Origin of the sequence: Arthrobacter sp. PAMC 25486, assembly GCF_000785535.1 — a bacterium.
In the GTDB taxonomy this organism is placed as follows: domain Bacteria; phylum Actinomycetota; class Actinomycetes; order Actinomycetales; family Micrococcaceae; genus Specibacter.
This window is the reverse complement of the sequence record NZ_CP007595.1, coordinates 2,415,369-2,435,541: the sequence shown is the minus strand read 5'-3', so window position 1 is coordinate 2,435,541 and position 20,173 is coordinate 2,415,369. Positions and strand designations below refer to the sequence as shown.

At 65.4% G+C, this 20,173-nt stretch carries 19 protein-coding genes; 12 read left to right on the top strand and 7 right to left on the bottom strand.

What is annotated here, in order from left to right:
- Nucleotides 1-28: 28 nt before the first annotated feature.
- Nucleotides 29-463 carry a VOC family protein gene (locus tag art_RS11160; protein ID WP_038465010.1) on the bottom strand — a complete coding sequence of 145 codons (435 nt, stop codon included), beginning with the start codon at nt 461-463 and terminating at the stop codon, nt 29-31.
- Nucleotides 464-754: 291 nt separating this feature from the next.
- Between art_RS11160 and art_RS11155 the strand changes: the two genes are divergently transcribed.
- The 5 genes from art_RS11155 to art_RS11135 all read left to right on the top strand — a co-directional run bounded on the left by art_RS11155 (nt 755) and on the right by art_RS11135 (nt 6,174).
- Complete coding sequence (locus tag art_RS11155; RefSeq protein ID WP_038465008.1) at nt 755-1,378, top strand: GNAT family N-acetyltransferase; 624 nt, start codon at nt 755-757, stop codon at nt 1,376-1,378.
- A complete protein-coding gene (locus art_RS11150) occupies nt 1,375-2,058 on the top strand; it encodes a tyrosine-protein phosphatase (RefSeq protein ID WP_038465006.1) in 684 nt (227 codons plus the stop codon). Before art_RS11155 ends, art_RS11150 begins: the two co-directional genes overlap by 4 nt.
- Nucleotides 2,059-2,090: 32 nt before the next feature.
- A complete protein-coding gene (locus art_RS11145) occupies nt 2,091-2,774 on the top strand; it encodes a peptidylprolyl isomerase (RefSeq protein ID WP_052136295.1) in 684 nt (227 codons plus the stop codon).
- Nucleotides 2,775-3,105: 331 nt separating this feature from the next.
- Nucleotides 3,106-5,529 carry an accessory Sec system translocase SecA2 gene (secA2, locus tag art_RS11140; protein ID WP_038465002.1) on the top strand — a complete coding sequence of 808 codons (2,424 nt, stop codon included), beginning with the start codon at nt 3,106-3,108 and terminating at the stop codon, nt 5,527-5,529.
- 69 nt (nt 5,530-5,598) lie between these two features.
- On the top strand, nt 5,599-6,174 hold the full coding sequence (locus art_RS11135) for a dihydrofolate reductase family protein (protein ID WP_038465000.1): 576 nt from the start codon (nt 5,599-5,601) through the stop codon (nt 6,172-6,174).
- Here art_RS11135 and art_RS11130 read toward each other — a convergent pair.
- Nucleotides 6,171-6,929, bottom strand: a complete 759-nt coding sequence (locus tag art_RS11130; RefSeq protein WP_038464998.1) for a M50 family metallopeptidase — start codon at nt 6,927-6,929, stop codon at nt 6,171-6,173. The genes art_RS11135 and art_RS11130 overlap by 4 nt on opposite strands.
- Before the next feature lie 93 nt (nt 6,930-7,022).
- Between art_RS11130 and art_RS11125 the strand changes: the two genes are divergently transcribed.
- Nucleotides 7,023-8,105: a hypothetical protein gene (locus art_RS11125; protein WP_038464997.1), complete on the top strand. Its 1,083-nt coding sequence runs from the start codon at nt 7,023-7,025 to the stop codon at nt 8,103-8,105.
- Between the two features lie 236 nt (nt 8,106-8,341).
- Nucleotides 8,342-10,087 (top strand): ABC-F family ATP-binding cassette domain-containing protein, encoded by a 1,746-nt coding sequence (locus art_RS11120; RefSeq protein WP_038464995.1) that lies wholly within the window; start codon nt 8,342-8,344, stop codon nt 10,085-10,087.
- Here art_RS11120 and art_RS11115 read toward each other — a convergent pair.
- Nucleotides 10,084-10,368 carry a hypothetical protein gene (locus art_RS11115; RefSeq protein WP_038464993.1) on the bottom strand — a complete coding sequence of 95 codons (285 nt, stop codon included), beginning with the start codon at nt 10,366-10,368 and terminating at the stop codon, nt 10,084-10,086. The two genes, art_RS11120 and art_RS11115, sit on opposite strands and share 4 nt — an antisense overlap.
- A gap of 221 nt (nt 10,369-10,589) precedes the next feature.
- Between art_RS11115 and art_RS11110 the strand changes: the two genes are divergently transcribed.
- The 3 genes from art_RS11110 to art_RS11100 all read left to right on the top strand — a co-directional run bounded on the left by art_RS11110 (nt 10,590) and on the right by art_RS11100 (nt 11,778).
- Nucleotides 10,590-10,880: a hypothetical protein gene (locus tag art_RS11110; RefSeq protein WP_052136293.1), complete on the top strand. Its 291-nt coding sequence runs from the start codon at nt 10,590-10,592 to the stop codon at nt 10,878-10,880.
- A gap of 108 nt (nt 10,881-10,988) precedes the next feature.
- Nucleotides 10,989-11,228, top strand: coding sequence for a hypothetical protein (locus tag art_RS11105; protein ID WP_052136291.1), 240 nt, complete (start codon nt 10,989-10,991; stop codon nt 11,226-11,228).
- 220 nt (nt 11,229-11,448) lie between these two features.
- Nucleotides 11,449-11,778: a type II toxin-antitoxin system HicB family antitoxin gene (locus art_RS11100; protein WP_038464989.1), complete on the top strand. Its 330-nt coding sequence runs from the start codon at nt 11,449-11,451 to the stop codon at nt 11,776-11,778.
- An 87-nt stretch (nt 11,779-11,865) separates the two neighbouring features.
- On the opposite strand, the gene art_RS11095 is transcribed toward art_RS11100, so the two are convergent.
- Together art_RS11095 and art_RS11090 are read right to left on the bottom strand one after the other, a co-directional pair.
- Nucleotides 11,866-12,831, bottom strand: a complete 966-nt coding sequence (locus art_RS11095) for a serine protein kinase RIO (RefSeq protein ID WP_253901328.1) — start codon at nt 12,829-12,831, stop codon at nt 11,866-11,868.
- A gap of 126 nt (nt 12,832-12,957) precedes the next feature.
- Nucleotides 12,958-13,701, bottom strand: a complete 744-nt coding sequence (locus art_RS11090; protein ID WP_038464987.1) for a hypothetical protein — start codon at nt 13,699-13,701, stop codon at nt 12,958-12,960.
- Between the two features lie 170 nt (nt 13,702-13,871).
- Between art_RS11090 and pta the strand changes: the two genes are divergently transcribed.
- Nucleotides 13,872-15,974 (top strand): phosphate acetyltransferase, encoded by a 2,103-nt coding sequence (gene pta / locus art_RS11085; protein WP_038464985.1) that lies wholly within the window; start codon nt 13,872-13,874, stop codon nt 15,972-15,974.
- A complete protein-coding gene (locus art_RS11080) occupies nt 15,974-17,107 on the top strand; it encodes an acetate/propionate family kinase (RefSeq protein WP_038464983.1) in 1,134 nt (377 codons plus the stop codon). Before pta ends, art_RS11080 begins: the two co-directional genes overlap by 1 nt.
- 93 nt (nt 17,108-17,200) lie before the next feature.
- Here art_RS11080 and art_RS11075 read toward each other — a convergent pair whose 3' ends face one another.
- A complete protein-coding gene (locus art_RS11075; protein WP_038464981.1) occupies nt 17,201-18,685 on the bottom strand; it encodes an aminotransferase class V-fold PLP-dependent enzyme in 1,485 nt (494 codons plus the stop codon).
- Nucleotides 18,682-20,064, bottom strand: coding sequence for an MFS transporter (locus art_RS11070; RefSeq protein ID WP_038464979.1), 1,383 nt, complete (start codon nt 20,062-20,064; stop codon nt 18,682-18,684). The genes art_RS11075 and art_RS11070 overlap by 4 nt, the downstream gene beginning before the upstream one ends.
- Nucleotides 20,065-20,173 lie beyond the last annotated feature (109 nt).

Here is a 20,173-nt window from a genome sequence, read left to right as displayed (position 1 = left end):
GGCGGGCGCTGGGCTGGGATTCGTGGACCTAACTGATGCAGAATTCGTTGCCTTCGGGGTCGGCCATGGTGAACCAGGCATGAGGCCCCTGACTGGCGTCCCAGAGGAAAGAGGCGCCGCGGGCTTCCAGTTTTGTGCGGATGGTTTCCTTGTCATCCCCGTCCAGCCGGACGTCCCAGTGGATGCGGTTCTTGGAGGTCTTGGCAGCGTCCGCGGTTTGAAACAGTATCCGCGGCCGGTCGGGTCCGGGATCGGGTCCGGGTGTGATTGCGGAACCGAGTGCCCACACAAGTACGCCGTGGTGGACAAGCGTTTGGTCTTCCGTGGCGAAGCCCTTGTCCACCATGGACCGGATGAAAGCCTCGTCGGAGGGCTCCACCTGCCATCCCATGGTTTCGGCCCACCAATCGGCAAGATCATGCGGATTAATGCAATCAACAACTATTTGCAGTGAGTAGCCCATACAGCCAGTCTGCCGCTGACAGATACTTGAGTCCATAGCCCGGCCCATGCCAAACATTTGGGGTTATGCGCATGCGGCAGGGCGACTCCGCGTATACGCAAACTACCCGAAACTACCCCGGGAACATGCTCCAGACCCGGCCCGGACCAGGCGCATACCGAAAGCCTCCGTACCGTATGCGCCACGCCGGGCCGTTTCCTTGCGCGTACGCCGAGGGCAGCCCTGCCAGTAGGGCCGGGACTCAGGGGCCACACAAGAAGCCGCAACGGCTGCATCGGATAGTGTTTTTCCATGACCGCCATTGCGCCCATCACCCTGTCCGGAAAATACGTCACCCTCGAACCGCTGCGCATGGACCATCACGATGCCCTCGTGAACGCTGCGTCCGACGGCGAGCTGTGGAACCTTTGGTACACCACAGTTCCCCGCCCCGAAGCAATGGAGGCAGAGATTCAGTGCCGCTTGGCTGCGCAGGACGCCGGGACCGAGCTGTCGTTCACCACCCGAAAGAACGACCCTTTGACGGGGGAGCCCGGCGAGATCATCGGCCTGACAAGCTACTATGCCATTGACCTTGCCGTGCCACGTTTGGCCATCGGATCCACCTGGAACGCCGCCAGCGCCCAGGGGTCGGGGACAAATCCGGACAGCAAGAGGCTGCTGCTCGGCCATGCCTTTGACGTGTTGGGTTGTGAGGCCGTGGAGTTCCACACCCACTGGATGAATACCCAGTCCCGTGAGGCCATTGCCCGGCTGGGCGCCAAGCAGGACGGCGTCCTCCGCGCCCACCGCCGCCTGGCCGACGGCTCCCTGCGGGACACCGTTGTGTTCTCCATTCTGGCCGCCGAGTGGCCGCAGGTCCGCAACGGTCTTGATTTCCGGCTGGCCAAACAACGGCTCCCCAGGCAGCCGTGACCGGCCCGCACTGGGAAGGTGCCGTCAACGCCCGCCTCCTCGCCGGCGACATCTACCGGATGGGCCGCAGCGAATGGCTCACCGAGCACGGTTGGGACCAGCTGCATGACGACGGCGTGCGCACTGTCATCGACCTGAGGAACCCCGCGGAGCGCAAGCGCAGGCCGACCGACCCGGTGGTGACCGGGGAAACACTGGCGAGGTTCGTCGTCGTGCATTCACCGACGGAGAACCCGGACGATCCGCGCTACCAGGACCACTTCCACCCTTATCTAAACCATCCCCGGCTGTATGCGGACATGGTGCGGCTGTTTCCGGAGCGGGTTGCGGCCGTGTTCAAGGAACTGGCGGTGGCGCGGGGCAAGGTGGTGATTCATTGCTCGGCCGGGCGGGACCGGACCGGCCTGATTGCCACGCTGCTGTTGGTGCTGGTGGGGCAGGACGAGCTCGCGGCACGGGAGGACGAGCAGGCAACGCGCGGCATCAATGAATGGCATTTGGTGGCGCCCGTGAAACATCCCCATGAACGCCACATGGAGCCGGGGGAGCTGGCCGAGGTGGTGCAGGGGCGCGGAGAGGCCGTGGCAGAATTCGTGGGCGGCCTGGATGTGCGTGCGTTTTTGCTGGCCAATGGGCTGACAGCGGAGGAGATCGACGCCGTTATTGCGCGGTGCCGCTGAGGGTGCGGACGAAATCTCCTAGACTTGTCCGCATGCACACCACCAAAACACCGCAGCCAGCCACGTCCAATTCCAAGAAGATGGTGGTGCTGATCGTCGCGATAGTCGTGGCGATGGTTTTGCTCGTCTGGGGAGGGACTGCGTTGATGTCCAAGCTAGGCGAGAGCAGCGACAAGGAAACATTGGCTGCCGCGGCGGCGCCGGACCCGGCAACTGCGCAGAACCGCGAGTGGACCGGAACCATGGACTTCAACGGTTCCGAGCTGGGGGTGACCCTCTTTGGCGACGAAGCCCCGAAGGCGGTGGCGTCGTTCCTTCACTTGGCGGAGACCGACTTCTTTGTGGACACCAAGTGTCACCGGCTGACCACAGGCGGCTTTGACATCCTGCAGTGCGGGGATCCCACCGGAACCGGCTCCGGTGGACCGGGCTACGAGTTTGGTCCCGTGGAAAACGCGCCAGCCAACAATGTGTACCAGCGCGGCACCCTTGCCATGGCCCGCACCAGCGATCCGAACAGCAACGGCAGCCAGTTCTTCATCGTTTACGGCGACACCACCATCCCCAGCGGCGCCGGGGGTGGCTACACGGTCTTCGGCGAGATCACCAGTGGCCTGGACGCCGTGGAAAAGGTTGCAGGGCAGGGAACATCCAACGGCCAGCAGGACGGACCGCCCGCGGCACCGGCCGTGCTGGGTGTGGCGCGCTTCAAGTAGCGGCTGAAGCGCCAGCCGCCTTTTGTCCGGCGCTAGGTCCTTACTGGATTGGGGGAGCTGGTCAATGCCAAGCGCGCGCCCTTGAAGCGGATGCGAGACCGCGTCTCCACCTGGTCCCCAGAGTCAGCTGCTGTGGTGGTGACGCTGGCCGTGCACGCCTAAGTCACCGCCTCTGACACAATCTGTGCTGCAAAATTAAGCAAGTACGCCGGCCGGCGACTCGCCGAGCCGTGAGATATGGCGACCTAGACGCGCCTAAGTCGCCATATCTCACGACTCGATATGATGCGGATAGTACCGGCAGTTCCACCACGACGAGACGGAAGAGTCCATGCGGATCAACAAGTTCAAGAACTGGCTGCTCAACGTCCCCGGTGTTGTTGACACGGCAGGGTTGGACAAGATTGCCGCCCGCGCAGCCGGCAGGGCCGAGGCGCTCCAGACTGACGGGCGGGCACCGGCAAAGGCTCGAAAAATCTTGGACGGCCTCCGCGAGCCCCATGACGTGGCAGGCGGGCATTCCGAAACCCCAGCCCCCTGGAACGACTCAGACCTGGAGGACTACCTCGCGGCCGCCAACGTCCTGGCGCAGGAAACCCTGGGCATGACACCCTTTGGCAGCCAGCTCCTCGCCGCCGCCAACATGCTGCGGGGCACCGTGGTGGAAATGGACACCGGCGAAGGCAAAACCCTGGTCGGTGCGCTGGTTGCCGGCGCCCACGCCCTGCAAGGAAACCGCGTCCACGTCCTCACCGTCAACGACTACCTGGCCCACAGGGACGCCACCTGGATGGACCCGTTCTTCGAGGCTCTCGGCATCACGGCCGCATCCGTCACCGAAGCAGCGGAGGCGCCGGGCCGAAAACAGGCGTACCTCGCGGACATCGTCTACGTCTCCGTCAACGAGCTGGGCTTCGACGTGCTGCGGGATCGGAGCTGCACCGAACCGGAGGAAGAGGTCCTGCAGAAATTCGGCGTCTGCATCGTGGATGAGATCGATTCGGTCCTGGTCGACGAGGCCACGGTCCCGCTGGTCCTGGCCGGGCGGGCCCGCAACGAACTGCAAGCCGTCGACGTGGCCGGTTTCGTCAAAACGCTGCGGCCCGGCATCGACTACACGGTTGAGGCTGACAAACGGAACGTCTCCCTCACGGATTCCGGTCTCCACAAGGTCGAGGCGAGCTGGCCCGGCGTCGAACTTTATTCCGTGGCAGGAACGCCACTGTTTTCCTCCATCAACACCGCACTGCATGCGGAGGTGCTGCTGCAGCGCGATGTCGACTACATTGTGCGCGACGGCAAGGCCGAGATTGTTTCCGACTCCCGCGGTCGGGTGGCTGCCCTGCAGCGTTGGCCGGACGGTTTGCAGGCGGCGGTGGAGACCAAGGAGGGGCTGCGCAAAACCGAACAGGGGGAGGTCTTGGACCAGCTTTTGGTGCGGGACCTCATCAAAAGTTTCACGAGCGTCACCGGGATGAGTGGCACCGCCGTGGCCGTTTCGGAATACCTGCGCACGCATTACGAGCTCGACGCCGGACGGGTTGAGTCCCACAGGCCGTGCATCCGCGTGGACCGCCCGGAGCAGATTTACGCCACCGCAGCCCAGCGCGACGCTGCCGTGGTCAAGGCTGCGCATGCGGCCCATGCCACGGGCCAGCCGGTCCTGATCGGCACCCACGACGTTGCAACATCCGAGCGTTTCGCCGCAGCGCTGGAGGCCGCAGGCATCGACGCCCAGGTCCTGAACGCCCGCAACGACAGTGCGGAGGCGGACATCATCGCCCAGGCCGGGCGCCGCGGAACGCTCACCGTGTCCACCCAGATGGCCGGGCGCGGCACCGACATCCTGCTGGGCGGGAACCCGGCAACGCCCGCAGGGCACAGCGGCGTGGCCGCCTTGGGTGGGCTGCTGGTCATCATTGTGGGCCGCTTTTATTCACCCCGTTTGGATGCGCAGCTGCGGGGCCGCGCCGGGCGGCAGGGAGATCCTGGCGCCAGCATCATCTTCTCCAGCATGGAAGACCCGGCAGCGAACGGGCAGGAGGCGCACGGCCTGGAACTCACCGATTCGGTGGCCAATGAAGCGGACGACGCCGGATTGGTCACCAAGGCGGGCGTGTCCAAACTCCTCGACCGGGCACAGCGGCTGGCCGAACAGGAACGGTTGACGACGCAGCAAAATTCGTGGAAATACAACGAGCTGATCGCCTGGCAGCGGCGGGTGGTGCTGGCCGAACGCTCCCGGGTGCTGCACAACCCCGGGGCCGCGCTGGAGCTCCTTGAGGGGCTTGTAGACGAGAGCCTTGCCGGAAGGGGTGTTTCTGAAACAGGCGTTGGCGACGAAGCCCGGGCCGGCAACAAGCTGGTGGCCATGCGCGGGATACTGGGCGAAGCGGAATTGTCACGTGTGTGCCATGTTGTTCTGCTCTTTGAACTCGACGCCCTGTGGAGCGACCACCTGGCCCTGCTGTCCGAGCAGCGGGCGGCCATCCACCTGCGCGCACTGGGCCGGCAAAACCCGCTCGACGAATTCCGGAGGGAAACCATCCGCGCCTTTGAGGGTTTCCTCGAGGACGCCCATGCCAACGCGCTGGAGACCGTGGAGGCGCTGGACATCACCGACGGTCACGTGGATCTCGAGGCTGCCGGGATCCGCAGGGGCTCCACCACCTGGACGTACGTTGTGGATGAAAACCCGTTCGGCAACCAAACTGACCAAGCCGTAAAGTGGCTGCTGAAAAAGCTGGGCAGATAGCTTTCGGCGACCACCAAATGCGCGAATACTTGAAGGGGTCAACCCTTCCAAGCGCAGGAGGCTGCGGCCATGGCCAAACTCATCTACACAGCACTGACGTCCCTCGACGGCTACATCAATGACAGCGACGGCAGCTTTGACTGGGCTATGCCGGACGACGAGGTCCACGCCTTCGCCAACGACCTAGAACAGGGCATCGGCACCCACCTGTACGGCCGCCGGCTCTACGAAACCATGATGGTGTGGGAGGAATTCTACGCCCGGACGGACCTGATCAAGGTGGTTCGGGACTACGCGGACGCCTGGCACCAGATCGACAAGGTGGTATTCTCCCGGACCCTGGAGAAACCCGCCACGGAACGGACCCGGATCGAACGGAAATTTGAGCCGGAGGCCATCCTCCGCATGAAGGCGGAATCCGTCCACAACCTGTCCGTGGGCGGCGCCGAGTTGGGTGGGCAGGCGCTGACTGCGGGGCTGGTGGATGAGATCCACCTGCTGGTGTCACCAGTCCTCGTTGGCGGCGGCAGCCGAGCCCTGCCCGATGGCATTAGCACCTCGCTGGAACTGCTGGACCAACGGAACTTTGGAAACGGCGTCGTCCATCTCCACTACGCTGTCAACAACCCGACGGTGAAAAACTAGCGCGCCAGCATTCCCCACACCAGGCACCCGGAGACCGCCGCGGCGCCGAAGATGACCACGGCAAAGCCGCTAAGCCAGAGGAACGACGGCGTTCGGCTCGCCTGTGCCAGAAGGTGCGCGTCGGAGCTGGCGAGCTGGCTGCGGCGGCGCGTGTGGACGGCGGCGACCTTGAAGAAGTCGCGCACGGAGCCCACACCCAGCGCAATGCCCAGTGCCAGGACCGACCAGCTGACAGTCTGCGGGCTGGCGAACATGACCAGCAGCTGGGCAACGACCGCGCTCAGCAGCGCCACGACGATGCCCGTGAAGTTGCGCAGAAAAATCAGGGCCAGCAGCAGGATGAGTGCGCCGATCGAGGCCGCAGCGCCCGCCCAGCCCGCCGAGACCGACCACACCAACGCCAACCCCACAACGGCGGGCGCCGGGTAGCCCCAAAAGCCGGACCACAGGGCGCTGAAACCGCGGCGGCCGCTGCTGACCAGCTGCCCGGAATGGTCCAGTCCGATCTTCACGCCGTGCACCACCCGGCCCGTCATAAGAGCTGCAAACGCGTGGCCGAGCTCGTGCACAAACGTCACGTACAGCCCGAACCAGCGCCACGTCACGCGCGGGATGCTCAGGATGATGGCCGCCGCGAGAATGCCCAGCAGAATGCCGGCCGGCACGCTGAGGGGGTCGGTGCGGGTGAAGCCGTTGAGGATGGCCGCCCACCACGTCGACGCGGCATGTCTTAGATCCTCTGCGGCATTTGTCATGCCAGCAGACTAAACGATGAAGCTGGCAGGAAAGCCATCCGCTGAGCGTGAAAAGGCCTTGCCCGGCCGTGTGTAACGCGGTTGGCTGGAACCATGGCAAACATTTTGATCCTGGGCGGCACGGGATGGCTCGGCCGGTCGGTGGCGGGGCTGGCGCTGGCGTCCGGGCATGCCGTCACAGCCCTGGCCCGCGGGGAAAGCGGCGATTTCCCGGAAGGCGCCACCGCCGTCGTGCTTGACCGGGACAAGGCTGGTCGGGACGAAGTTGGCCGGAACAAATCTGGTGGCAGGGCTGTTGGCTACTCCCAAGTGGCCGGGCAGGACTGGGATCTGGGGGTGGAGCTTACCCGTTTTCCCGCGCACGCCCGGGACGCCTTGGAGGCGCTGTCGCCGCAGGCCAGGAACTGGGTTTTCGTGTCGTCCTGCTCCGTGTACGCGGACCACGCCACTCCGGAAGCGCGCGAGGATGCGCCGCTGCTTGACCCGCTCGGGCCGGGGGAGGAGTACTCACCGGAGCTGTACGGGGAGGCGAAGTCCGGCTGCGAGCAGCTGACCCTGGCAGCCCGGGGCGGCGCTGCCCTGCTGGTCCGGGCCGGTCTGATCGGCGGGCCCGGGGATCCCACCGGCCGCAGCACATACTGGCCGCTGCGTATGGCGGATCCCGGCGGGCCGGTGCTGGAGCCTGCCGACGACGGCCCAAACTACCCCCAGCACGTGCAACTCGTGGACGTCCGCGACCTCGCCGACTTCGTTCTTGCCGCCGGACTTGGCGGGCACACCGGGGCAGTGAACGCTGTGGGTCGGTTGGTGCCGCTGACCGATGCCCTGGCGGCGGCCAGGGAAGCAGCACACTCCCAATCGTGGTTGGCCGCGCATGCCGAACCTCGAATGGTTCCCTATACCATTTCCGCCATGGCGGACGACGGCGTTGCCCCCTGGAGCGGGCCCCGGTCCCTGCCGCTGGTGTTGCCTGCAGAGACGGAATACGCCGGTTTTGCCCGCCGCTCCGACGCCCGGGCGCTGGAACTGGGACTGCACCGGCGCCCGCTGGCTGACACGTTCCGGGACATCATCGCCGCCTGCGATCCCTGGGCCGGGCGGCAGCTCGCATCCGGCCTGAGCGCCGCCGATGAGGCCTCGCTGGTTGCCGGGCTTGATGGGCGTCGGGAAAATTAGACCCAGTAGGTGAGGGAGCCTTCGCCGAAACGCCCCGTTTGGTGAGGGAGCGTCGGGAGGAAAGGTTGACAGCTCTGCCCCTTCCTGTGCGACACTGGGAAAGTTCTGTCCCCGCCGTGAGGAAAATCCGTTGAAGACTTGGTTTGCTTTCGCCTAATCCGCGCTGAAGTGATGCACGCTGCGCCCATAAAGGACCGGCCTGCACTCCCGGCGCATCCATTTGCGCAAGGAGAACCATGGCGAACACCCACCCCATTTCGCTGTCCCAGCTCAGCTTCGCCTGGGCCGACGGCACCGCCGTCTTTACCGACCTCACCGCCGTCTTTGCCGCCGGACGCACCGGGTTGGTGGGCCCCAACGGCACGGGCAAGACCGCCCTGCTGCGACTGATCGCCGGGGAACTGGCACCCGGCAGCGGCACTGTAGCGACGTCGTCGTCCGTCAGTTACCTGCCGCAGAAGCTGACGCTGCGCACGGAACAGACCGTCACGGAGTTGCTGGGCATGGCCGAAAAGCGCCGTGCGCTCGCCGCCGTCCTCGCCGGGAGCGAGGACAACATGGCGGAAAATCTCGAGCTCATCGGCGACGACTGGGACCTGGAGGAACGCGCCGTCGCACTGCTGGCCGGTTACGGGCTGCCCGCGTCCGGCCCCGAGTTCCTGGACCGGACGGTCGGCACGCTGTCCGGAGGCGAGGCCATGATCACCGCGCTCGCCGGGCTGGAGCTGGCCGCACAGCCCATCACACTGCTCGACGAGCCCACCAACAACCTGGACCGGACCGCCCGCGAGCGGCTCTACCATGCGGTGGAACGGTGGCACGGCACGCTCGTCATTGCCACGCACGACAGGGCCCTGCTGCAACGCGTCGATGCCATCGCCGAGCTGCGCCCCGTCCGCAGCCGCGCCTGGGCCCGGGAGCGCGTGGAGCTCATCCGGCACGGCGGGAACTGGGACGTTTTCCAGGCGGAGCTGGCGGCCGAGCGTGAAAGAACCGAGCGTACGGTCCGCGACGCCTGCGCCAAGCTTGCCACCGAAAAGCGCCAGCGCATCGAGGCCGAAACCAAGATCGCCCGGCGCGCCAAGGCCGGGCGGAAGGCGGCTTCCGGATTGCCGCCGATCATCGCGCATGAGCGGCGCAGGCAGGCCGAGCAGTCGGCCGGAAAAATGCGCGGAATCATGGGGCGCCGCGAATCCGGGGCCGCCACGGCACTCGCCGACGCCCGCGACGCCATCCCCGTCGAGACCCGCATCCGCATTGACTTGCCCGACACGGCCGTGCCTGCGGGGCGGACAGTGCTGGAGGTGCCCGCCTCAGTCATTGCCCTCGGCGAGCTGCACGACGGCGGCACACCCGTTGCGCCCGATGCCCGCCTGGTGCTGCGCGGACCCGAGCGGGTCATGCTGACAGGGCCGAACGGCGTGGGCAAGACGACGCTCCTGAATGTGTTGGTTCCGCTGGCCGCTGTGCCGGTGGGGTACCTGCGCCAACGGATTGGAAGGAGGAGTTCAGACGACGTTGAAACAGGCAGTGCTGGCCCACGCAATGCGGGACCGGGTGATTCCTGGGAGGGCCTGGACGATTGCCTCTCCGTGCTGGAGAACGTGCGAGCCGCGGCACCGTCCGTGGCCCTGCCCGAGGTGCGCGAGCAGCTGGCCCGCTTCTATTTTCGCGGCGAAATGGCCTACCAACCTGTGGGTGAGCTGTCCGGCGGGGAGCGCTTCCGGGTGGCACTGGCCCGGATTCTGCTCGCCCGCCCCGCCCCGCAGCTGCTGCTGCTGGATGAGCCAACCAACAACCTGGACCTGGTGTCCACGGAGCAGCTGCTGTCAGCGCTCGCCGACTACAAGGGTGCGCTGGTGGTCTCGAGTCACGATGCGGCATTCCTTGAGGCGCTCGCACCGGAACGGCAGTGGGAGCTTCGGCGGGTCGACTCGGAAGGCAGGGAGACGGTGGAAAGTGCGGAGACAGCAGAAGGCTAGGGCCGCCGATAACGAAGCGCGAACACCCAGAGCGGCACCGCGAGGACCAACGCCACCAGCCCAGCCGCCCACCAGTTTCCTTGCACGGTTACTGCGGAAGAGCCGCCGTTGTCACGGAAACCATCGAACGTCGCCACGAGTGGGATCGCTATGGTCGTCTCATTCGTGAAGGCAAGGGCAGCGAGGAGCATGCCCGCAATGGCCACGACCGAGACCGCGATCACCGTGGAACCCCCGATGACAAACGTCCGATCGATACTAAGGGAGCTTGCTCTGGTCATGCCCGTCCTCCTGTGAAGTGGTTGAGTCCACGGGCTCGCGTTGCAGCCGCATTGTGCAGCATCACCGTGAGGCCAAGACCTTGACTACATTACATAAGGAAGGTGCTCGAGGAACGCGTCAAAATGCGTAACGCCTCGGCGGGCCGACGCGGACGGCGGGGATACGGTGGACTTGTAGTGGCGCCGTCGTCCATCCAGCGACAGCGGATAGGCTGGCAGGCGTGACTGAAGCCCCGAAAGCAACGCGCCGATTTGAACTGACCCTCCGCAAGCCATGGCTGGGCTGGTATCCCAACCCCACCGTGGTGGTGGACGGGGACGCCCAGCCCACCCTGTGGGGCACGCGCAACTGGAAGGTGGCCGGGACGGATCCCGTCGTGGTCCACGTTTTCCTGTTCAACCGGCTGTGGAAGTTCGGCGAAGCCGCCATCACGGTGGAAGCGGGCACGAAGGTGAGCTACCGCGCGCCCTGGTTGCCGTTCGGTCCGGGTAAGTTCACCACCAAATCTTGAATGCCCGCACTGAACAGGTTTGCTACGTCGGCGGACATCCTGGCCAGATGCGCTACTGACGTGGATCGTCGCCGGTCGCCGGCTCGGCAAACACGCATTGTCCTGTCCATGGGCGTCAATGACACCACCCACGCACGTGGCACACCGCGCATATCCGTCGAGGAATCGTGCACCAATCTGGGACGGCTATTGGACGCGCTGGCTGAAGCTCCCGTCCTGGTGGTGGGACCACCAGCCGTTGCTGACGATGCGCAAAATGACCGGATCCGCGAGCTCACCGGCCGCTACCTCACGTCGTGCCGGGACCGCAGGACGGACTTGCACAGCGCACCTGGGGCAAAGGAATAACCAGCCATCCACACCGTCGTAAGCAGTATCGAAGTTGATACTACTGGTGTATGGCAAGTGTCGATAAAACCTTGGCGAAGATCCGGTAAAGCCCGAGTTCCGTGCGGTTCTCTGACTTGGAAAAAGTCTGTCTTCATTACTTCAGGGAACCAAGACAGTGAGGTACTTCCCATCAGGTTCGGCAGGTACTTGCAGCGATTGAGAAATTGGAGGAGCAAAAGTGAGCCACGAAGATCACTACACCTATCGTGTTCGTTGGTCAGGCGAGGACGGGGAATTCGTGGGCACTGTGGCAGAGCTGCCCTCTCTGTCCTGGCTTGACGCGGACAGGGCGTTGGCGTTTCAAGGGATCCAAGACCGGGTCGGTGAGGTTGTTGCGGACATGCTTTCCGCAGGCGAGACACCACCGGCAGCCATTGCCGACCGTGAATACTCAGGAAAGTTCATGATCAGGGTACCGCCGGAGGTGCACCGCCGGTTGGTCCTTGAAGCTGCAGAGCAGGACGTTTCGCTCAACCGGCTGGCCACATCGAGGTTGGTGGGCTCGTAGGCGTGACCGTGAACTGGCGGTTTTGTCGCTAACCGGGTGGGGGCCGGTTGGGCGGCCGGACACGATGACCCGCCCAACCCGCCCGGTTTACCAGGTTTCGGCCAGCAGTTCGCCCAGGAGTTCGCCGTCGCGCACCTCGAAACCGCGGGCGTTGAACCAGGCGCACATGTTCCGGCAGTCCCGCGCCAGCAGCTCCATTCCCTGCACGTTGCCGGCCAGGTCCACCAGCTGCGGCAGGTCGATGACCACGAGGCGATCCCCGGCTGCCAGCACGTTGTAGGGGGAGAGGTCGCCGTGGGCGAACCCCAGCCGGGCGAAGGCCTTCATCGCCTCCACTAGCTGGTGCCAGTAGTCCGCCAGCTGCCCGTGGTCCGGGCGCACCGACTGCAGGCGCGGCGCCGCGGCACCTGGGTTTTCCGGATCCTCGATGAACTCCATCATGATCTCGGTTCCGAAGATTTGCACGGGATAGGGGACGGGAATGCCATTTTCGTGGGCCATGCGCAGGTACGTCCACTCGGCGTCCGCCCAGCGGGCAGCCTCCACCTCGCGGCCATAGGTGCTGTTGTTCTTCAAGGCCCGGGCGTCCCTGGAACGCCGCACCGACCGGCCCTCCGTGTATGCCGAGGACCTGTGGAACAGCCGCTGGTCCGCAGACCTGTAGCGTTTGGCAGCCAAGAGTGAACGCCGCGATGCGGTGGCACGCTCAACGAGGAAGACATCCGCCTCCTTGCCGGTTTTGAGGACACCAAGGTCGGTGTCAATGGCGGCAGCGTCCTCAATGACGAACGGCGGATAAGGGGCCGGGCCGCGCATGAGCTTTTCCAGGTCTGGCCACGTGGACCAGCGCTGGTTCTCAGCGAGGGAATCGTCCAGGACGCTCCAGTCGGCCGACTGCGGATTTAGGCCGGGCGCGCTGCCTGCGGATCGGGGCTGGCGGGACTTGCGGCTGATTTTTTCGAATTGCTGCTGGTCAGCGGAAAACTTCATGGGTGAATCGACTCCTGTGGAGGAAAACATGAGTGTTGTGGGCGCGAAAAGCTGCTTGAGCAATCATTGGGTCCTCCTTCGGATCGATTCGTGTGGCGCGGCAAGCCACTTAATCTCACCACTGCGGGGCAGGCTGTGTCAATGGTTTGCCACAAGGCGGGCCGGGCCCCGCCGGGAGCGGGCAGGACGCTAAAAGGTGGGCTTGGCCGGCGTCGGGCTTGAAGAAACCGTCTGGCGGGGGATGGCGCCCCAGCGGCCCCAGCCGTAAAGTGCCAGGGCACCCTGGCACAGGTAGAGGAAGATCAGCACGGAACCTGCAGCGTGGACAACAATGCCCGCCATGGACAGCGCGGAGACGGCGACGACCAGGAACCACGCCCAGCGGGAGCGGTTGGCCAGCCCCAACAGGGCAGCGGGCAGCAGGCCGGCGACGATGCCTGTGAGCATCATCTGGCCGAGCGGGAAACGGGACAGCGCATCGGCACCCAGGATGTTGATGAAGATCGCGATCATGGAAAGCATCGTCGCAGCGCCGTACACCACGGCCAGCAGCAGCGGGGACAGGAAATCCAGGGCCCGGGGCTGCTTCAGCGTGATGGCCCGGGTCAGCCCGGACTCCAGCGGGTGCTTCCGGAACAACAGCAGGCCGTACATTGCCACTCCCACGGACAGCACCAGCGGGATGACAAAGCCGGCCACGGACAGTAGCAGGCTCGCAGGGGTGGGTGCGCCATTGCCGAAAATGCCGGTCACCCCGGAAAACCCGGACAGCAGGAACGCCGCGCCGGCCAGCCACCATCCCAGCTCATTGCGGCGCCCCAGCAGGAACAGCGAGGCACACATGAGCAGCACCCCGAGGATCCGCAGCACAACGATGGCCAGCGAGAGGCCGCCGTCGACCCGGCCGAACAGGAGTTCAAAGATTCCGTACATGGGTCAACCCTATGCGGGTGGCACGTCGAATCGCGGCGGGCGCGGTAGGTGGGCCGGCCGCCGTCGAACATGGCAAGCAACTTCACAGGTGATCCGTGCCGCTAATCAACCCGGAACGGGCCGGCACATGCTTGGATTGAGACAAACGTGCGAAAGGTAAGAAATTGACCATGTCCCGTGGAATTTATGTCAGTGCAACCACCCCTGGTTCCGGAAAAACGTTGGTGTCCCTTGGCTTGGCGGATGCCTTGCACAGGCGTGCGGACAGGATCGGCTTCTTCCGCCCCATCACCTCCGCCCAAGATCCCGAACAAGACCCCACGGTGGCCATGCTGCGCCGCATGTATGAGCTGGATCCGCAGGTCTGCCGCGCAGGAATGACCAGTGCCGAGGCCCGCGCCCTCCTTGCCGCCGGCCGCAGGGAAGAAATCGATGCCCGCGCCGTGGAGATCTTCAGCGAGATCGCCAAGCTGGCCGATGTCATCATTGTCGAGGGCACCGAGCTCACGGGGCAGGACGCCGCCGTCGAATTTGACCTCAATGCCCGCCTGGCCAACAACCTCGGCCTACCCATGCTGGCCGTTGTCGGCGCCCGCGGGCTGAATGCGGAGGAGATCGCCGACGCCGTCGACGTGGCCCGCAAGGAGCTGGCCGCCGAGAATTGCTCGCTGCTGGCCATGATGGTCAACCGCGCCGATCCGGATGACATGGACGCCATCACGGCCGCCATCCGTCCCGGCCACAGCCAGCGCCCCGTCTATGTGATCCCGGAGATTGCCGAGATTTCCCGCCCCACCGTGGGTGAGGTGGCAGCGGCCCTGCGCCTGCGCCAGATGGCCGGCAGTTCCGAGCTCGAGCGGGACATCCACGCCATCAAAGTCGCCGCCATGACGGTGGGCAACTTCCTGAGCCAGCTGGACACCAACGATTTGGTCATTGTCCCCGGCGACCGCGCCGACATCATGGTTGCCACGCTCGCCTCCGCGTTTTCCCCCGAATTTCCGGTCCCCAGCGGCATGGTCCTGACCGGCGGCCTGGCCCCTGACCCGCACGTGCTGCCGTTCTTGGCGCACGCACCCTTCCCTATTTTCGCGCACGACGGCGACACGTTCAGTGCCGCCCAAGCCGTCAGCGAGGTGCGCAGCGAGATCCATACGGGACAGCGGCGCAAGGTTGCCGCCGCCATGGGCGCCTGGGCCCGTAACGTGGATGAGGACGAATTACTGGAGCGGCTCACCCTGCCCCGGCCCGCCACGATGACCCCGCTGCGATTCCTGCACGAACTCATCGAACGCGCCCGCAGCGAACGCAAGCACATTGTGTTGCCCGAAGGTACCGACTCCCGGGTCCTTGCGGCCGCCGAGATCCTGCACCGCCGTGACGTCTGTGACCTGACAGTCCTGGGCTCCGTGGCTGCCGTCGAGGAACTGGCCGCGTCCCACGGCATTGACCTTAGCGGCATCACCATTGTTGACCCAGCCACGTCGCCCCTGCGCGAATCGTTTGCCGTGGAGTACCAGCGGCTGCGCGCCCACAAGGGTGTTGACCTGGCCCGTGCCCGAGAGATCATGCTGGATGGCTCCTACTTTGGCACCATGATGGTCCAGCTGGGCCACGTGGACGGCATGGTCTCCGGAGCTGCCCACACCACGGCCAACACCATCCGCCCCGCCCTGGAATTTGTGAAGACCCGTCCCGGCGTGAACATCGTGTCCTCCGTGTTCCTGATGCTGCTGGCGGACAGGGTACTGGTGTACGGCGACTGTGCCGTTAACCCGGAACCCAATGAGGAACAACTGGCGGACATCGCCATCGCCTCGGCGGAGACCGCTGCCCAATTCGGCGTTGAACCCCGCATCGCCATGCTCTCCTACTCGACCGGCGGGTCCGGCTCCGGCTCTGCGGTTGATGAGGTGCGCCGGGCCACCGAGATCGCCCGCGCCGCTCGTCCCGACCTGGCCATCGAGGGTCCCATCCAGTACGACGCCGCCGTGGATGTCTCCATTGCCGCCTCCAAACTGCCCGCCTCGGCAGTTGCCGGGCAGGCAACCGTGTTCATCTTCCCCGACCTGAACACGGGCAACAACACGTACAAGGCGGTGCAGCAATCCTCGGGTGCCGTCGCCGTCGGGCCTGTCCTGCAGGGCCTGAACAAGCCCATCAACGATCTCTCCCGTGGCTGCACCGTGGAAGACATCGTGAACACCGTGGCCATCACCGCCATCCAGGGCCAAGCCCCTGCCGCGGACACCCCCGAAGTGAAGGACTCCTAATGCGCGTGCTCGTCATCAACTCCGGCTCGTCCTCCCTGAAGTACCAGGTGCGGGACACCGATACGAACCAGGTTGCCGCCAGCGGGCTCATTGACCGCATCGGCGAGGGTGCGGGCGGGCCGGCCGACCACGGCGAGGCCATGGACCAGGTGGCGGCCGCGCTGGAAGCAGAACTGGCGGCGCGGCCCATTGACGCCGTCGGACACCGTGTGGTGCACGGCGGGGAGCGCTTCAGTGAACCTGTCCGCATCAACAACGAAATTACGCGCGCCATCGAGCGGCTGAACCCCTTGGCCCCGCTGCACAATCCGGCGAACGTGCTGGGCATCCGCGCCATCACCGCCAAGTGGCCGGACATGCCGCAGGTGGCTGTTTTTGACACGGCGTTCCACCGCACCCTGCCCGAACATGCCTGGCGGTATGCGGTCCCGGACGAGCTGTACCGGCAGTACGGGATCCGACGCTACGGCTTCCACGGGACCTCACACCAGTTCGTGACGGGGCGCGCGGCGGAGCTGCTGGGCGTGCCCCTTTCCGAGTTCAACGCGGTGGTGGCGCACCTGGGCAACGGGGTCTCGCTCACCGCCATCCAGGACGGCGCCAGCATCGACACGTCCATGGGATTCACGCCGTTGGAGGGCCTGGTCATGGGCACCCGCAGCGGCGACATTGACCCGTCCATCTTGATTTTTCTGCAGCGGCAGGGCATGTCAGCCGACGAGATCGACACGCTCCTGAACCGGGATTCCGGGCTCAAAGCGCTCTTCGACGACAACGACATGCGCGCCATTGTCGACGCCGCTGCCACCGGGGATGCCCGCGCGAAGCTGGCCCTGGACATCACCTCGTACCGGCTGGCGAAGTACATTGGTGGCTACCACGTGGCCGTTGGCGGGGCGCACGCGATCGTGTTCACGGCCGGGATTGGCGAGAATTCCGCCGATTTCCGGGCCCTGGTCGTTTCGCGCCTGGGTGCGTTGGGCGTGAAGCTCGACGACGGTGCGAACCTCGTGCGCTCCGGTGAGCCGCGCGTGGTGAGTGCGCCGGATTCGGCGATTCCGGTGCTCGTGGTTCCCACCGACGAGGAACAAGCGATCGCGGATGCGACGGCCGCCGTCGTGCGGACTACCTAAACCCTCCTTCGCCGAGATGTGGGCTCACGCCCTGGCCATTTCGCCGAGATGTGGGTTCACGCCCTCTCTGCAACGGATTTAGAGGGGGTGAACTCACATCTCGGCGGGCGGCAGCGGCGGGGGTTCCACCAGCCCGGCCAGCAATTCGGTCAGCAGCCATTCGGTGACATCACGTGGCAGGGCTTCAACCAGTGCCAGGACCGGCGCCATGGCGGCAGGCAGCCCGTCCCCAGCCAATCCAAGGGCCCTCAAAATCTGGCGGGCGGTCTCCGAATTCTTGGTGAACCCGGAGGTGCCCAGCAGTGCTGCCGTTGGCCCGTCCAGTGCCGCCAGTATCTGCTGCGGCTCGATGCCGGGCACCCCTCGGACCTCTTTGCCCGCCTGCACCATGGCCTCCACGAGTTCCGCCAGGCGTGATTCCGTGACAGGAGTGATGGTCAGGTGGGTGGTTCGCGGCAGGATCGAGCCATCGGACTGGGTGAAGGACGGCTGCAATTGGGCGGTAAATCCGTGGACCTTCAGGCGGTCTGCCCAGTGGTGCGGATCGATCTGGCGGTCGGCCGGAACAAGAGCGTCAACAGCCACGGCAAAAAGCGGTCCGGTGGGATTTCCAACAACGCGCAGGCCCTCGATTTTCGCCACCGCACCCAGCAGCGAGGCAGTGGAGCGATGGCAAGACGCCGCCAAATCCGCAAAGCCCGCGGTTCCCAACAACTTGATGATGGCCCAGGCGCCGGCCAGGGGCGCCGCAGACTTGGAGCCGAGCAGCGTCGGATTCACCACGGGGTACCCGGGCCAGGACGTGGTGGCAAAATATTGTGAGCGTTGACGGTCCCTGCCGCGGGTCAGCAGCACCGATGCGCCCTTGGGCGCGTAGCCGTATTTGTGCAGGTCGGCCGAAACGCTGGTCACGCCGGAAACGCGCAGGTCCCAATCCGGGAGCCCCGGCCAGAAGGGGAGCACGAGCCCGCCGATGCAGGCATCAACATGGCAATCGATACCCCTCGACTGCGCGGCGGCGGCGATCTCGGCCACCGGGTCTAACACCGCGTGCGGATAGGAAGGGGTTGAGGCCACTACCAACGCGGTGTCGGGACCCATTGCCGCCGTCATGGCAGCAGAGTCGGCCAGCCCGTCGGCGTCGACCGGGACCAGCTCAAGGGTGAGCCCGAAGTAGTGGGCGGCTTTGTGGAAGGCGGCATGGACCGACGCAGGGGCCAGCAGCCGCGGAGTCCCAGTTCCCCGGAAATTCTCCCGCGCCGTCTTGACCGCCAACATGCAGCTTTCGGTCCCGCCACTGGTCACAGTTCCCACCACATCCCCGCCCCCGCCCAGCAGTGTGCGCATGAATCCGATGACCTCGCGCTCCATGACGGCGATCGACGTGAACGTGGTGGGGTCCAGGCCGTTGAGCGGCTGGACCGCCAGCATGGCCGCCGCCGCAAGTTCGTCAACGGCGGACAACCCCGAATCGTAGACATAGGAGAGGACCTTCCCGCCATGGGTGGGGGCATCGGCCGCGCGGAGTGTGGCCAGCTCTTGGAGAATTTCTTCGGGGGTGGCGGCAAACGGGATCATGGGGCTCCTTCGGAACGGGATGCAGCTGCATTGTTGGGGCCTGCGTCGATGTCGTGTTGGCGCAGTGGGTAGCGGCGGAAGACCAGCAGGCTGACGGCGATTAAGACGGCCGGAACCAAACTGAAGCTCAGGATGATGCCGCTTATTGCGGCCGGTCCCTGGGTGAGCGTTTCCCCCGCCACCGACTGGACGTAGCCGCTGGCGGCCAGCACCAGGGTCAAGACGGTGGCACCCAGGGCCATCCCCGTGGTTTCGCCCGCCGTCCACACCCCGCCGAAGATTCCGGCCGAGCCCTCGCCGTAGGTTTTCGCGTCGTGGGAGATGACGTCGGGCAGCATGGACATGGGCAGGGACTGCATGCCGGCATACCCGGCTCCGGCCAGTGCCACCGGAAGGTAGATCCAGTCACCGGGGGCGCCCAGCATGCCAACGAGTGCCAGGGCTGCGATGCCAAACATGATGCTGGCGTAGCGAAATGCCCGTTCCTTGCCGATCCGGCCCGCCACAATGCGCCACACCGGGGCGAACAGCAGCGCCGGCCCGATAAGGGCGATGAACAGGAACGTCACGGCCGACTCCGAGTGCAGCACCCACGTGGCCACATATTGCGCACCGGCAAGCATGACCCCCGTGGCCAAACCTTGGAGGGCAAAACAGAGCAAAAGGATGCGGAAGGCAGGGCTGCGTTTCAGTGCGCCCAGCCCGTCCTTGTAGTTGCTGGCAATGGAGCCCGGAACAGCCGGACGGGGGACGCCCCGCTCTGCCACGCCCGAGGTCACCATCATGGCCGCTCCGATGAGCAGGCCGGCAACCAGCGCCATGATCAGGTACCCCAAGGACTCGTTGTCCCCGCCCAGAGAACGCAGGGCCGGCCCGCCTGCGCCGAACAGCAGAATGGCAACCGACAGGACCACGACACGCACCGACAGCAGGCGCGTGCGCTGGTCATAACTGGACGTAAGTTCAGCCGGCAGCGCTATGTAGGGGACCTGAAAAAGGCTGAACGCCGTGGCTGTGGCCATGAAGGCGACAAGCACCCACAGCCCGGCGAACCCAGGGCCCATGCCGGACGGCACCGCGAACGTGAGGATGAAGAACAGGGGCAGCAGCATCCCGCCCAGCAACATGAAACGACGCCTGGAGCCCGTGACGGCCAGTGAATGGTCCGACCGGGCGCCAATCACAGGATCGATGACCACATCCCACACCTTGGCCAGTGTGACCAGCAGCCCGGCCGTGATCGCTGCGATGCCCAGGGTGTCCGTCATGTAGTAGATCAGGACCAGCCCCGGGAGGGTTGCGAAGCCACCAGTGCCCAGGGAACCGATGGCATATCTGGCGACTGTCCGGACCGGCAGCGGCGTATCTGTCGTGGTCATGACTTGAAGTGTACGCACACACTGAGACGGCCATCACTTTGTGGCGGAAGGGGCAGCGAACGGGAGGTTGCCTTGGCGGCGAAAGGTGACCTCCCGCCGTCGGACTTCT

Bases quoted from the DNA above. Each gene is read 5' to 3' on its own strand.
- art_RS11130 (WP_038464998.1), bottom strand. From the start codon at position 6,929: ATGACAAATGCCGCAGAGGATCTAAGACATGCCGCGTCGACGTGGTGG.
- art_RS11075 (WP_038464981.1), bottom strand. From the start codon at position 18,685: ATGATCCCGTTTGCCGCCACCCCCGAAGAAATTCTCCAAGAGCTGGCC.
- art_RS11115 (WP_038464993.1), bottom strand. From the start codon at position 10,368: ATGACCAGAGCAAGCTCCCTTAGTATCGATCGGACGTTTGTCATCGGG.
- art_RS11125 (WP_038464997.1), top strand. From the start codon at position 7,023: ATGGCAAACATTTTGATCCTGGGCGGCACGGGATGGCTCGGCCGGTCG.
- art_RS11080 (WP_038464983.1), top strand. From the start codon at position 15,974: ATGCGCGTGCTCGTCATCAACTCCGGCTCGTCCTCCCTGAAGTACCAG.
- art_RS11105 (WP_052136291.1), top strand. From the start codon at position 10,989: ATGGGCGTCAATGACACCACCCACGCACGTGGCACACCGCGCATATCC.
- art_RS11070 (WP_038464979.1), bottom strand. From the start codon at position 20,064: ATGACCACGACAGATACGCCGCTGCCGGTCCGGACAGTCGCCAGATAT.
- art_RS11135 (WP_038465000.1), top strand. From the start codon at position 5,599: ATGGCCAAACTCATCTACACAGCACTGACGTCCCTCGACGGCTACATC.
- art_RS11120 (WP_038464995.1), top strand. From the start codon at position 8,342: ATGGCGAACACCCACCCCATTTCGCTGTCCCAGCTCAGCTTCGCCTGG.
- art_RS11145 (WP_052136295.1), top strand. From the start codon at position 2,091: ATGCACACCACCAAAACACCGCAGCCAGCCACGTCCAATTCCAAGAAG.
- art_RS11160 (WP_038465010.1), bottom strand. From the start codon at position 463: ATGGGCTACTCACTGCAAATAGTTGTTGATTGCATTAATCCGCATGAT.
- art_RS11155 (WP_038465008.1), top strand. From the start codon at position 755: ATGACCGCCATTGCGCCCATCACCCTGTCCGGAAAATACGTCACCCTC.
- pta (WP_038464985.1), top strand. From the start codon at position 13,872: ATGTCCCGTGGAATTTATGTCAGTGCAACCACCCCTGGTTCCGGAAAA.
- art_RS11090 (WP_038464987.1), bottom strand. From the start codon at position 13,701: ATGTACGGAATCTTTGAACTCCTGTTCGGCCGGGTCGACGGCGGCCTC.
- secA2 (WP_038465002.1), top strand. From the start codon at position 3,106: ATGCGGATCAACAAGTTCAAGAACTGGCTGCTCAACGTCCCCGGTGTT.